General features: G+C 49.4%; 12 protein-coding genes, 1 tRNA gene and 1 other RNA gene. 6 read left to right on the top strand and 8 right to left on the bottom strand.

Annotated elements, in window-relative coordinates:
* Window positions 1-64: 64 nt before the first annotated feature.
* Together guaB and gatA are read right to left on the bottom strand one after the other, a co-directional pair.
* Window positions 65-1,510, bottom strand: a complete 1,446-nt coding sequence (gene guaB / locus AOG36_RS05055; protein ID WP_015107216.1) for an IMP dehydrogenase — start codon at window positions 1,508-1,510, stop codon at window positions 65-67.
* Window positions 1,501-2,874: an Asp-tRNA(Asn)/Glu-tRNA(Gln) amidotransferase subunit GatA gene (gatA, locus tag AOG36_RS05050; protein WP_015107217.1), complete on the bottom strand. Its 1,374-nt coding sequence runs from the start codon at window positions 2,872-2,874 to the stop codon at window positions 1,501-1,503. Before gatA ends, guaB begins: the two co-directional genes overlap by 10 nt.
* An 88-nt stretch (window positions 2,875-2,962) precedes the next feature.
* Between gatA and AOG36_RS05045 the strand changes: the two genes are divergently transcribed.
* Window positions 2,963-3,730: a TSUP family transporter gene (locus tag AOG36_RS05045; RefSeq protein WP_015107218.1), complete on the top strand. Its 768-nt coding sequence runs from the start codon at window positions 2,963-2,965 to the stop codon at window positions 3,728-3,730.
* Window position 3,731: 1 nt separating this feature from the next.
* Here the strand turns inward: AOG36_RS05045 and AOG36_RS05040 are convergent.
* Window positions 3,732-3,807: transfer RNA gene (locus tag AOG36_RS05040), tRNA-Phe, on the bottom strand.
* An 82-nt stretch (window positions 3,808-3,889) separates the two neighbouring features.
* Here AOG36_RS05040 and AOG36_RS05035 point away from each other — a divergent pair.
* From AOG36_RS05035 to AOG36_RS05025, 3 genes are read left to right on the top strand one after another with little or no spacing between them, the layout of a single operon-like run.
* Entirely contained in the window at window positions 3,890-4,645 is a 756-nt protein-coding gene (locus AOG36_RS05035) for an exodeoxyribonuclease III (RefSeq protein WP_015107219.1), read from the top strand.
* A complete protein-coding gene (locus AOG36_RS05030; protein WP_015107220.1) occupies window positions 4,638-5,111 on the top strand; it encodes a 4Fe-4S dicluster domain-containing protein in 474 nt (157 codons plus the stop codon). The genes AOG36_RS05035 and AOG36_RS05030 overlap by 8 nt, the downstream gene beginning before the upstream one ends.
* The gene (locus AOG36_RS05025; RefSeq protein ID WP_015107221.1) at window positions 5,108-5,446 is read left to right on the top strand and encodes a chaperone NapD; all 339 of its coding nucleotides are present in this window, start codon (window positions 5,108-5,110) and stop codon (window positions 5,444-5,446) included. Before AOG36_RS05030 ends, AOG36_RS05025 begins: the two co-directional genes overlap by 4 nt.
* Here the strand turns inward: AOG36_RS05025 and AOG36_RS05020 are convergent, their stop codons facing one another.
* Both AOG36_RS05020 and ssrA read right to left on the bottom strand, forming a co-directional pair.
* Window positions 5,447-5,935 carry a hypothetical protein gene (locus AOG36_RS05020; RefSeq protein ID WP_053825633.1) on the bottom strand — a complete coding sequence of 163 codons (489 nt, stop codon included), beginning with the start codon at window positions 5,933-5,935 and terminating at the stop codon, window positions 5,447-5,449. It lies immediately after the preceding gene.
* A 32-nt stretch (window positions 5,936-5,967) separates the two neighbouring features.
* Window positions 5,968-6,326: a transfer-messenger RNA gene (ssrA, locus tag AOG36_RS08305) on the bottom strand.
* Window positions 6,327-6,429: 103 nt separating this feature from the next.
* On the opposite strand from ssrA, the gene AOG36_RS05015 reads away from it, so the two are divergent.
* Window positions 6,430-7,500: an NADH-ubiquinone oxidoreductase subunit gene (locus tag AOG36_RS05015; protein WP_015107224.1), complete on the top strand. Its 1,071-nt coding sequence runs from the start codon at window positions 6,430-6,432 to the stop codon at window positions 7,498-7,500.
* A gap of 71 nt (window positions 7,501-7,571) precedes the next feature.
* Here the strand turns inward: AOG36_RS05015 and AOG36_RS05010 are convergent, their stop codons facing one another.
* Window positions 7,572-8,348: a hypothetical protein gene (locus AOG36_RS05010; protein ID WP_015107225.1), complete on the bottom strand. Its 777-nt coding sequence runs from the start codon at window positions 8,346-8,348 to the stop codon at window positions 7,572-7,574.
* Between the two features lie 309 nt (window positions 8,349-8,657).
* Here AOG36_RS05010 and AOG36_RS05005 point away from each other — a divergent pair, with 309 nt between their 5' ends.
* Entirely contained in the window at window positions 8,658-10,106 is a 1,449-nt protein-coding gene (locus AOG36_RS05005; RefSeq protein WP_015107226.1) for an outer membrane family protein, read from the top strand.
* Between the two features lie 309 nt (window positions 10,107-10,415).
* Here the strand turns inward: AOG36_RS05005 and AOG36_RS05000 are convergent, their stop codons facing one another.
* A complete protein-coding gene (locus tag AOG36_RS05000) occupies window positions 10,416-10,730 on the bottom strand; it encodes a DUF779 domain-containing protein (protein ID WP_015107228.1) in 315 nt (104 codons plus the stop codon).
* The gene (locus tag AOG36_RS04995) at window positions 10,730-12,235 is read right to left on the bottom strand and encodes an aldehyde dehydrogenase family protein (protein WP_053825631.1); all 1,506 of its coding nucleotides are present in this window, start codon (window positions 12,233-12,235) and stop codon (window positions 10,730-10,732) included. The genes AOG36_RS05000 and AOG36_RS04995 overlap by 1 nt, the downstream gene beginning before the upstream one ends.
* Window positions 12,236-12,262 lie beyond the last annotated feature (27 nt).

Below are 12,262 nucleotides of genomic sequence, written 5' to 3'. Positions count from 1 at the left end.
CTCGTCATTTGGTTTAAAAGGGGCTATTTTACCCTAAAATCTTTGAAACCCCCAAAGGGGGTGCTTAGGCGTGGTAGTTGGGGGCTTCCTTTGTGATGTCCACATCATGGACATGTGATTCTTTAAGCCCCGCTGCGGTGATCTCGACAAGCTGGGCATTGGCCGTGAGCGTGGGGATGTCCGGCGCACCCAAATAGCCCATAGAGGAGCGCAGTCCCCCTACAAGCTGGTAAAGAATGTCGGCAATCTTGCCCCGATAAGGCACCCGTCCCTCAATGCCCTCTGGCACTAATTTTTCAGATGCCAAGCCCTCTTGGAAGTAGCGATCCGAACTGCCCCGTGTCATCGCCCCAATGCTGCCCATGCCCCGATAGCTCTTATACTGCCGCCCTTGATAGATCAAAGTGTCTCCCGGGGATTCCTCCGTGCCTGCAATCAAAGAGCCGATCATCACACAAGCCGCCCCCACCGCTAGAGCCTTAGCCACATCGCCGGAGTATTTGATCCCCCCATCGGCGATTAGGGGGACATCGTGCTTTTTAGCCTCTTGGTAGCAATTGTCAATAGCACTGATTTGGGGCATGCCCACTCCGGCCACAATGCGGGTGGTGCAAATGCTGCCTGGTCCAATGCCCACCTTCACGCCATCCGCGCCTGCGTTGATCAAATCCCTAGTCGCCTGCGCTGTAACCACATTGCCCACCACCACATCAACATTAAGCTCTTTTTTCACGGCTTCTAAGGTTTTAATCACATTGAGCGAATGCCCGTGCGCGCTATCCAGCACCAAGACATCCGCGCCTGCTTTAACTAAAGCCTGGGCGCGCTCAAACTGATTGACCCCAATAGCCGCACCCACCCTCAAGCGCCCCAAATGGTCTTTGTTGGCCTGTGGGTATTCAATGCGTTTTTGGATGTCTTTAATGGTGATGAGGCCCTTTAGGGTGTTGTTGGCATCCACCAGGGGGAGCTTTTCAATGCGGTATTTATGCATGATCGCCTGCGCCTCTTCTAGGCTCACGCCCACATGGGCAGTGTGTAGGGGGGCTTTTGTCATCACCTCCCCCACTGCCCGGCTCAAATCCAATTCAAAGCGTAAATCTCGATTGGTTAAAATCCCTATGAGCTTGCCCTCTTGATCCACCACGGGCACGCCAGAGATTTTATAATTGTCGGTGATGGCCTTTGCCTCGGCCAAACTTGCCTCAGCATGGATATAAATGGGGTCGTGGATGATCCCGCTCTCGCTCTTTTTGACCTTTTGGATTTGCTCCGCTTGGGTTTTGGTGTCCATATTCTTGTGGATAATGCCAATGCCGCCTAAGCGCGCCATGGCAATGGCAGTTTTGTACTCGGTAACTGTATCCATCGCCGCGCTCACAAAGGGGATATTCAAGGCAATATTTTTACTGAGTTTGGAAGCCACGCTGACCTCTTTAGGCAGGACTTGAGAGAAAGCGGGCAAGAGCAGAACATCTTCAAAGGTAAGGGCTTTTTGGACTAATTGCATGCATTGCCTTTAAAAGCGAGGCTAAGCGCGTCTTCAAGTCCAAAGGCAGCGTCTAAAATGCGTTGCTCTTCAAAGGCGGGAGCGACTAATTGCAAGCCCACGGGCAAGCCCTCCACGCTCTTAGACACTGGCAGGGATATGGCGGGCAAGCCCGCTAAATTCACCCCCACTGTGTAAATGTCGCTTAAATACATTTCTAGCGGGCTGGCATGCGCGTTGAACTTAGGTGCAATGGAGGGGGCTACGGGGGCAAGCAACAGATCCGCCTCTTTAAAAATTTGCACATATTGTTGACGGATAAACGATCGTGCCTTTTGGGCTTGTTGGTAGTAGGCCTCATAATAGCCGCTGCTTAAAACAAAGTTGCCTAGCATGATCCGCCTTTGCACCTCAGCCCCAAAACCTTCTGTGCGGCTCTTGGTGTACATCTCTTTGAGGTTTTGTGCCTGGGCCCTACGCCCATAGCGCACGCCATCAAAGCGGGCGAGATTCGAACACGCCTCGGCGGTACTGATGATATAGTAGGCCGCGGTGTCAAACTTGCCATTAGCCATCTTTTGAGAGACAATCTCATGCCCCATTTCTTCTAGCAATTTAGTGGTGTCGAAGTAGGCTTTCTGCACGCAAGGGTCGGCATCGTCTAAATAGTCTTCAAGCACCCCGATTTTAAAGCGTTTGTTGGCGTCTAAATTTTTAAAGGTGAGTAAGGGGTCTTGCTTGGCACTGGTGGAGTCTTTAGGGTCGTGTCCGCTGATCGCATCTAAGAGCAGGGCGCAATCGGCGACATTTTGTGTGATCGGTCCGATTTGATCCAAGCTAGAACTGTAAGCCACCAACCCATAACGGCTCACCCGCCCATAAGTTGGCTTGAGCCCCACGCAGCCACAATAACTCGCCGGTTGGCGAATAGACCCGCCTGTATCACTGCCAAGAGCTGCTAAAGCTAGCCCCCCAGCCACTGCACTTGCACACCCCCCTGAGCTACCCCCCGCCACGCGGCTTAAATCCCTCGGGTTTTTCACCGCCCCATAGCAGCTAGACTCGCTGGTGCTGCCCATCGCAAACTCGTCCATGTTTGCCACCCCAAAGGCGCACATGCCATTTTTGTGCAAGTTTTCCACCACGCTGGCGTGATAAGGCGCAATGTAGCCTTGTAAAATTTGGCTCGCGCAAGTGATTTCCCACCCCTTGACATTGATGTTGTCCTTAATGAGAATCGGCACGCCCCCCTCGCTTGCTCCATCTGTTTCGGGTGGGCGGATATAGGCGTTAAGCTCGCTCTTTGCAACCTCTTTGGCAATTTGCTGCTTTAACTCTTCTAATTCCTTAGGGGCTAACCCCATGGCCTGTGTGAGTGTTACCATGCTTTCTCCTGTTTTCACCTATCTTAGCAAATGCAGAGTAAAACTAAAGTATAGTAAAAAATCCGGTGCTTTGACAACAAGGGGTGTGATGGATTTAGCATGGTTTGTCTATGTTATTGTAACGGGGGTGGCTTTTTGTGCGGGGTTGGTGGATTCGATCGCCGGGGGTGGGGGGCTCATCACGGTGCCTACACTCTTGGCTTTGGGTATCCCCCCGCATTTAGCCCTCGCCACGAATAAACTGCAAAGCAGTTTTGGGAGTTTCAGTGCTGCGCTCAATTTCTGCTTAAAGGGCATAGTGTCTTTAAAAGAAGTGGCTTTTGGGGTGGCTTGCGTGGTGGTGGGCGCAAGCTGTGGCACTACTTTAATCTTACACCTTAAAGCGGATTTATTACGGCTGCTCATCCCCCTGTTTCTCTCGCTCATCTTTCTTTATACCCTGCTCTCGCCTAAAATGGGCGAGGGCGATCGCCTAGCAAAACTCAAGCCCGCTTTATTTTACGGCGTGTTTGGGGTGCTTTTGGGCTTTTATGATGGCTTTTTTGGGCCGGGCACGGGCTCGTTTTGGACTTTTGCTTTAGTTTTTCTCTTGGGCTTTAATCTCAAAAAAGCCACCGCCCACACCAAGATCTTTAACTTCACCAGCAATATCATTAGTCTGAGCGTGTTTTTAATCAGCGGGCATGTAATTTGGGCGGTGGGGCTTTTAATGGGCATGGGGCAAATGCTGGGCGCGTGGGTGGGCTCTAACTTGGTGGTGTATAAGGAAGTGAAATTCATCCGCAAGGTGTTTTTATGTGTGGTGGGAGCGACTATTTTAAAACTATTTTGGGATTTTTGCATTAAAGGTTTTTAAGTGGTGGCTTGAGGCGGAATCGAACCACCGACACGGAGATTTTCAGTCTCCTGCTCTACCGACTGAGCTATCAAGCCATAAACGCGTATTCTAAACACTCTTGTCTAAAACTTTACTTAAAATGCTATAATGAAGGCGATTTTATGCTAAAGGGGCGGTATGCGCTTGGTTTCGTGGAATGTCAATGGCCTTAGGGCATGCATGCAAAAGGGTTTTAAGGACTTTTTAGAGCAGAGCGGGGCGGACATTTTCTGCGTGCAGGAGACTAAAATGCAACCCGAGCAGGCTAACTTTGCCTTTGAGGGTTACCACGCCTTTTGGAACAGTGCTGTAAAGAAGGGCTATAGCGGGGTGCTCACCCTTAGTAAAGAAGAGCCCTTAAGTGTGCGCTATGGGATTGGCATTGCCGAACACGATTTAGAGGGGCGGGTGGTGGTGTGCGAATACTCCCAATTTTATTTGGTCAATGTCTATGTTCCCAACGCCCAAAGGGGTTTGTTGCGCCTACCTTACCGCCTGAGCTGGGAGAAGGCTTTTAGGGGGTTTTTAAGCGGTCTTGTGGCGCATAAGGGGGTGCTGGTGTGCGGAGATTTAAATGTGGCGCACACCGAGATTGATTTAACCAACCCGCAGGCCAACCGCTACAATGCTGGCTTTAGCGACCCCGAACGCCACGCCTTTAGCGCGTTGTTGCAAGAGGGCTTCATAGACACCTACCGCCACTTCTACCCCGAGCAAAAAGAGGCCTACACTTGGTGGAGTTACATAGGGCAGGCTAGGGAGCGTAATGTGGGTTGGCGCATTGATTACTTTTTAGCCTCTCAAAATTTACAAGACACGCTTAAAAATGCCCACATTTACACCCATATTTTCGGCAGTGACCACTGCCCCGTGGGTTTGGAGTTGCATGGATAAAAAACCCTTAAGAGAGATTTTTAGAGCACAGAATGAACCCTTTAAAGTGCCCCTGCCCTACTTTAATTCCAAAAGAGCAAATGAATGCATGGATTGTGTGGGCGGGTGTGCAAGCTCTTGCCCTGAAAAGATTGTGTTTAAACAGCCGGGGCAAGTGCCCCATTTGGACTTTGCTAAGAGCGGGTGTACCTTTTGTGGGGCATGTGTGGTAGGGTGCGCTGAGTGTGGGGGGGTACTTCAAGAGAGTTTAGGCGGGATCAACGCGGTGGCTCTCATAGACACGGCAAGATGTCTTGGGCATCAGGGAGTGGTGTGTGTGGCGTGCCTTGATTCTTGTAAGGATAAGGCCATTCATTTTTTGGGCATGTTTAAACCCCGGGTGGATTTAAGTGCTTGTACGGGGTGCGGGTTTTGTGTGGGGGTCTGTCCCACAGAGGCAATTTTATTTATAGAGAGGCAAATGTGAATATTTCAAGTGTGGTTGTACGGGTGGAGTTGGAGGCGTTTGAGGATGTGTTAGAGAACTTTAAAAACATTGAGCATGTTGAGGTGGGGGCGTTTGATAAGGACAGGGGGGTGGTGATTGCTTTGATAGAGGCTGAAAATGTCAATGAGGAGGTTCGGGCTAATCGGGCGATTGAGCAAACAAAGGGGGTGATCAGCGCACACATGCACTATAGCTATAGCGATGAAGACCCCCTACCCCCTAATATCCAAGAGAGCTTAGAAAAGATTGAGAACACGGACGCTGAAGGCGTGCGCTATGGGGGAGATGTGAATAATTGGCTCTTTGATAAGTAGCTAGTTGGCTTTTCTGGTGTCTAGCCACTGCGATTTTAAATCTAGAGCGGTTTGCAAGGAGTTTTCCAGTTGGTTTAGGATACTAAGCATTTTGCTGTAGTCTAGCCCGTCTTGGTTGGCGTTTTTCACTTCTTTTTGCAAGGCGGTGGCAAGGCTTAGGGCTTTGTCTAAATCCACGGGCGGTTCAATGGCTTTTTTAAAGACAGCCCCTAGTCCGGTGGGTTTGGATGCACCCGTGTTAGGGTTTAACACCGCCCTTAAGCTCTTGCTCTCTTGATAGAATTTATCCAGCTGTTTGACTTGTTGGTAGTTTTTGCCCGTATCAATCGCCCCTTCAAGCATTTTGTTACTCATGCTGACTAATTGGTCTGCCAACCCTGCGCTTTTAATTTGTTCTTGCGTCAAGGCTTGTATGTCAATGCCCCAAAGAGGGATGAAACCCAAGAAAAACAATAGTGGGGCTAACAACGCACGCAATCGTAAATCCATTTTTTCCAATCCTTCTAAATACCAAATGTGCATGGTGGAGCTGTGGGGAGTCGAACCCCAGTCCAAAAATCGCGTCCTAACATGGGCCTCTACATGCTTAGAGAAGTTAAAAATCTTAAGGCTTTATGGGCTAACTCCTCAAAGCCCTAAAGAAACCCCTAGCTCTAGGCTTACTTTAAGAGGCGAGCAACTCTTAAAGGCAATCGGTTAAGATGATGGAGTACTTAGCAAACACCGATCGATTCGCCAAGCTCCAGCTCGCTACGCTGCTTTAGCGTAGTTGGGAGCGTAATTAGGATTGTTTACGGTTATTGTTTGTGTCGTTTTACAAGAGACACTTGGCATGCCACCCACGCGACGCAATTCCTGTCGAAATCCTGTTTTCAGCCCCGTAACAAAATAAGCCCTGGGAGTATAGCATAATAATCTGTCTACAGCTTTAAAATTGATTAACCAAGACAAGTTAGGATGCTCTTTTGTACCAAGGTCCAAATTTGCAACTCTACCAAAGTGTCTTGCACTTCTTTTTAGACCCCGCACATGCCCTCTTCACACAAATCGGGCAGGGGATTTTACAAAACGCCCCCTTTCGGCTGTTTTGCAATCTTTGCATGGTGCTTGCGCTCATGTTATGGGCTCTCAATCGGGTGCGTCTTGCCGACTTCTTTTTTCTAAGGACTTTATTTTCTCTATGTGCCTTTGCGCTATTTTTTATCCTTTTTAACTATGCCACCAACCACCCCACCGCCTTTTACACACGGCTTAAAGAAGGGATTTTTTACGCCCCCAATATCTTGACCAAACTCGTGCAACAAAGTCTGCAAGCCTCAAGCCACGCCTTCAACACCGACCCCACGCATTTTAATTTAGAGTTTTTGCTAAACCAAACCTTCCACAGCCTCGTGCTCTTGGCCACACAGACACAAAGGCATTTCAACAATCTTATGGTGGGCTTTGTCTATGCCCTGATTGTAGTACAAGGAGCGTTGCTCACCTGTATTTTGGCTCTCACCTTAATCGTGTCCCTTGAGTTGTTGCTGTGGCTTGCCCTAGCAGTGTTTGTACTGCCCTTAGGACTGTTTGCGCCTGCTTTGCTGTGGTGCTATGCCAAAAAATGTTTTAGTCTAGCCTTCTACCAGCCCCTAATCTTGCTGCTCTCCTTTTACAACACCCAAATTTTGCAAACCTTGATTAAAAGCCTCCTGCCCGCCCCCACGCAAGCCACCCCACCCCTAATCGAAGCGTATCTGATCCTCATTGTCAGCACGCTTCTAGCGTTGTTCTTGTTGGTGCAAATCCCTGTCTTTCTTAGGGGCTTGTTTGCCACACAAGGGGGCGCGCAGGATTTAAAAGCCATGTTAAATTCAAGCAAGAGCGCATGGCTAAATTACAGTCAAGGCGTGTCAAACACTCCTGCCCCAAGTCTAGCTCCCCACCATAGCCACACTCATAGCTCTAATTCAAGTCCCCAAGAGAGCCTAAAAGAGCCATCCTTTCAGGTGCAGACCTTCAGCTCCACTAAGATGCAAATCCACCAAATCAAGGACAAGCATGAGATTATTTAGCCTGCTTTTAGCTCTTAGTCTGTCTGCGTGCACGAGCAAGTTTCACGAAATGCAAAAAAGCCCCTGTGCGCTCATAGGTGGAAAAATGCATGTAGTTTTTCTAGAACCACTTCAGGGATCGCATCTTCGTGTATCTCTGTGAAAAAGGGGCTGTTAAATTGCGGGCTGGGCGCGTTTTTGTCTAGCCAAAAGTTTGTGTCTAAAAGAGGGATGGGTGTTTCAAACCCGCAAAAGCGCAGAGCATCCGTGTGTCTAAAGCCGATTTGCCAATCGTAATTGCTTGCGGTGTTTAAAATAGGCTGATACAGGCTCTCCTTAACCGCTTGGTTGCGCTCATCAAACAACACCCCCCGTACTTTAGAGTCCTTGTAAGAGCGCAACCAATCGGCGTAATACATGCTGGCATTCTCAATGTCTTCATCGCTCAAATCCGCCTGTGCCCCCACCGCCTCTGCGCTCATCTGCAGGATTTGTTGCGGGGAGGGTAGTTGGGTTAAAATATGCACATGTAGGGTATTGGTAGCGGTGTTGATTAAAGAGCTTGTGTCCTCTTTAATGCCCTCATCTTGCATGAAGACTTTAAGCGCATAGCCCTGTCTTTTCTTTTCACCCATTTTGGCGACCAACTCAGTGTTGTTTTTCAGCTCCTCCTCGAGCATTTTATCAAAGCGCAATACCAGCACATCCACCCTTAAAAGGGAGGCGACTTGCTTCATGTAATTGCTGTAAAGCGTGGGGTCGTGCCACGGGTAGGGCTTGTATTGCATCAACACCTTATGGGCGTAGGCACGGGCATCGGCGAGCAATACCGCCTTTTTTTGCTCCAACATCTCTTTTAAGGGATTCATCTTCAACCTTTCTAGCGTAGTGGTTCATTATACTTTATACACATTAACCCACTCCGCCCGCTTGAAAAGCACTGTAAAAAAGCGGGCAAATGTGTTATCATGTTACACACTTCAAAGAAAGATGCCCTGATAAACCAAGTAGAGCACTAGGATGACTGTTGTTAAATGCTTTTAGTCTATTATACTTATCTTGTATCTCCCTTTATATGGTTTTTTAAAGGGTAATCAGGGGCTTTTGGCTTGTTTAAGAAACTTTAACCCACATATACCATAAAATACAAGAAATCGACATGAGATTAAAGGAGAAAGATGGCAATGCCATGCCACACCCCTAAGAAACTTTGCGCCCTCTTGGGGTTGCTCTCTTTTAGTGAGCCCTGTTTGGCCTATAGTTATAAATTAAGTGGATTTGCCAACCAAGCCTCCACCATTGGCTTTAACCAAACCCCTATCAACACCAAAAAGGGCATCTACCCCATGCAACAATACGCCACCATTGCCGGATATCTCTCTTTGGGCTTTTCTTTGTTGCCAAAAGATTTAGAAAACAAAGGACATCATTTAAAAGGGCTTCTTGGAGGCATGGTGGGGGGCGTGCTCTTTGATGGGACCAAGCATTTTGAAGGCGGTTCGGTGGTGTACCAACGATTCGCCTTTTATGATGGGTTTTATGGCGGGGCGGCGGATGTCTTGCAAAGCGACTCGACACCGGTGAAAAACAGCAAACTCACAAACTTCAGCCATTTTTATGTGTTTAGCGATGCTTACCTTGATTACACCTACAAAAACCACTTTGGGATCAAGGCGGGGTGTTACAAATCCACCGCTGCCTACAAAAGCGGGCAGACCGAAGGATTTGAGGTGTGGGGGCAATATAAGAGGGTGAACCTTTGGTGGTACAGCTCGTGGGGGCGGGCATATGCCACAGGGCCCTTAATGCGCGATTGGTGGGCTTCACGGGTGGTTTATAGTGGGGGATACACCAAAAACGCTCTAGGGGGCTACACCCCGCATGGGCATAAAGCCTCTTTAGGTACGCACGCGGTGCAACTCACCTACAAGCATCACCATTTGCTATTAGAGGGCTATTACTACTTCTCACCTAAAATGTTTAATGCCCCGGGCTTTAAGATAGGCTGGGACTCGGACCCCAACTTTAGCGGGCAGGGCTTTCGCTCCAACACGATTTTAATGGCGACCTTTGCCTTCTACCCCCCGTGGATGATGATTAACAGTAAAGGCGGGGTGATTTACCGCTACGACAACCCCGTAACCCCTAACGGGCAAAGTCTCATCATTCGCCAACGCTTTGACATCAACGAATTTTACATCGTGGGGACTTTTTATAAGGTCTTTAGAAACGCCAACACCTATGTCGGTAACACGGGCAATCCCGCCGGCGTGGAGCTGTATAACAACAGCACTTGGGCAGGGTATGAGGGCACGGGCGTGAAAGCCGACTCGGTTACAGGGCAGTTTGCCTATGGGGGCGTGCATTTTAAAAAGAAATTCTCTTGGCGCATGGTGTGGCAGTGGAGCAGCGCACCCGTGTCCTATGAAGGGCGGGCAATCTTGTCCTTGGGTTATCAATTCACTCCCTATTTAAAAGGGCTTGTGGATTTAGTCTATTACGGCGTACACACCAATAAGGGCTACAAAGCGGGCTTGAACGCCTATTGTAACCCCAATCTCACCTACTGCGGGGGCGGGTATCAAGATAGAAGTGCGCTTTATACCCAACTCATCGCCACTTTTTAGCTCCTAAGTTTGGATAGTCTTTATGGCTTTTTGGGCAGGACTTTTTCGCCCGCTTGGTGAGGGGTTATGCACTCGGCGGGGGAGATTTGTGTGGCGTGGCTTTATTAGCGGAGGGCTTAGGGGCTTGTTTTCTTGGCCTGGGGCTTTTGTGCTCTGTGGTGCCCTTAGTGGGCGGCGCATAGCGTTACTTTACATGGATTTAAGGGCGTGGCCTGGTTATTTTTAGTGGGAGGTTGTGGGTTGGGGGCTTAGGGCTGGGTCTGTGTGAGATGTGGAGGCTTCAAGTTTAGGGCTAGGGGCTGCTAGAGCTTAAGGCCTTAAATAAAAACTCTTGCCATAGCCATAGCTTAAAGAAAACTCACTGCCCTCAAGGGGCTTGACATCTAGGGTTAAAGAGACCGCATTTTGGGCTTGCTCTTGGGTTGCTTGTCTGTATAAACCAACCCCCTCGATTTCCCCCAAGCACACATCACTATCCCCGAGCTTAAAATTCCCCTTGGCATAGACCAACACCGCCCCGCCCTCACAGCATCCGCAAGAGTGATAAAGAATCAAGCCCTCCTTGTGCGCTTCTTTGAGCTCCTTTAAAAAGGCGTAGGCGGCTTTGCTTGCCTTTAAGGACATTAGAAAAAGCCCAATTTGTGCGGGCTGTAGCTCACCAAGAGGTTTTTGGTTTGCTGGTAGTGCTCGAGCATCATTTTATGTCCCTCTCGGCCGATCCCACTTTGTTTATAGCCCCCAAAGGCGGCATGCGCGGGGTAGAGGTGGTAGCAATTCGTCCAAACCCGCCCGGCTTTAATCGCCCGCCCCACGCGGTAAGCCAGGTTAATGTCGCGCGTCCATACCGCTGCCCCCAGCCCAAATATGGTGTCATTAGCAATCTCTAGGGCTTCTTGTTCATCCTTAAAGGTGGTTACCGCGAGCACGGGGCCAAAGATTTCCTCTTGGAAGATGCGCATTTGATTATGCCCCTTGTAAATAGTGGGCTGGACATAGCAACCATTTTCCAACCCTTTAATGTGCTTTTTATCCCCCCCAATGAGACACTCTGCGCCCTCTTCTTTTGCCACCTGCATGTAGTTTAAAATCGTATGCACTTGGTTTTCATCCACCTGCGCACCCATCATGGTGTCTAGTTCTAGGGGGTTGCCGACCTTGATCGCCTCCACTCGTTTTAAGACCTTCTGCATGAATTTGTCGTAGATTTTTTCGTGGATCAGTGCCCGTGAAGGACAGGTGCAGACCTGTCCCTGATTGAGTGCAAAGAGTACCAAGCCCTCAATGGCTTTATCCAAAAACGCATCTTCGTGATCGTAAATATCCGGGAAGAAAATATTGGGGCTCTTGCCCCCAAGCTCTAGGGTGCAGGGGATGATATTCTCCGTGGCAAATTGCATGATTTGGCGGCCTACGGCGGTAGAGCCCGTGAAGGCAACCTTGGCGATTTTAGGGCTGGTGGCAAGGTGTTTGCCAATCTGCCCTCCGCTGCCATTCACCACATTCACCACCCCTGCAGGCAGTAAATCGCCAATGAGCTCTAAAAGCACCAGCACGCTTGCGGGTGTGGGTGAGGCGGGTTTTAGCACCACTGCATTGCCCGTAGCCAGTGCTGGGGCTAACTTCCAAGAAGCCATGAGCAGGGGGAAGTTCCAAGGGATGATTTGCCCCACCACGCCTAGGGGCTCGTGGAAGTGATAGGCGACAATATCGGGGGCAATGTCGCTAATGCCCCCCTCTTGGGCCCGAATGCAGCTGGCAAAGTAGCGCCATTGATCTATGGCTAGCGGAATGTCTGCATTAAGGGTTTCTCTAATGGGTTTGCCATTGTCCCAAGTGTCGGTGTAGGCGAGCTTTTCTAAATTCGCCTCTAAGCGATCGGCGATCTTTAAAAGGACATTGGCCCTCTCTTGTATGGGGGTGTTTGCCCAAGCGTCCTTAGCCTTGTGGGCGGCATCGAGTGCTTTTTCAATGTCCTCAGCACTAGACATGGGCACTTCGCAGAGCACCTCTCCATTAATGGGGGTTTTATTCGCCTTATACTGCCCCTTGGTGGGTTTGACCCACTCCCCGCCAATGTAATTTTCATAGCGGGCTTTAAAAATTTGGCTCTTGTTCTTATAAACGCTCATGCTGACCCCTTTCTTAAGTGAGATACC

Source organism: Helicobacter heilmannii (assembly GCF_001283065.1).
Classification (GTDB): domain Bacteria; phylum Campylobacterota; class Campylobacteria; order Campylobacterales; family Helicobacteraceae; genus Helicobacter; species Helicobacter heilmannii.
This window is presented reverse-complemented; position numbering and strand designations above follow the sequence as displayed.

Excerpts from the sequence above, each read along its gene's own strand:
- guaB (WP_015107216.1), bottom strand. The coding sequence starts at position 1,510 with ATGCAATTAGTCCAAAAAGCCCTTACCTTTGAAGATGTTCTGCTCTTG.
- gatA (WP_015107217.1), bottom strand. The coding sequence starts at position 2,874 with ATGGTAACACTCACACAGGCCATGGGGTTAGCCCCTAAGGAATTAGAA.
- AOG36_RS05045 (WP_015107218.1), top strand. The coding sequence starts at position 2,963 with ATGGATTTAGCATGGTTTGTCTATGTTATTGTAACGGGGGTGGCTTTT.
- AOG36_RS05035 (WP_015107219.1), top strand. The coding sequence starts at position 3,890 with ATGCGCTTGGTTTCGTGGAATGTCAATGGCCTTAGGGCATGCATGCAA.
- AOG36_RS05030 (WP_015107220.1), top strand. The coding sequence starts at position 4,638 with ATGGATAAAAAACCCTTAAGAGAGATTTTTAGAGCACAGAATGAACCC.
- AOG36_RS05020 (WP_053825633.1), bottom strand. The coding sequence starts at position 5,935 with ATGGATTTACGATTGCGTGCGTTGTTAGCCCCACTATTGTTTTTCTTG.
- AOG36_RS05010 (WP_015107225.1), bottom strand. The coding sequence starts at position 8,348 with ATGAATCCCTTAAAAGAGATGTTGGAGCAAAAAAAGGCGGTATTGCTC.
- AOG36_RS05005 (WP_015107226.1), top strand. The coding sequence starts at position 8,658 with ATGGCAATGCCATGCCACACCCCTAAGAAACTTTGCGCCCTCTTGGGG.
- AOG36_RS05000 (WP_015107228.1), bottom strand. The coding sequence starts at position 10,730 with ATGTCCTTAAAGGCAAGCAAAGCCGCCTACGCCTTTTTAAAGGAGCTC.
- AOG36_RS04995 (WP_053825631.1), bottom strand. The coding sequence starts at position 12,235 with ATGAGCGTTTATAAGAACAAGAGCCAAATTTTTAAAGCCCGCTATGAA.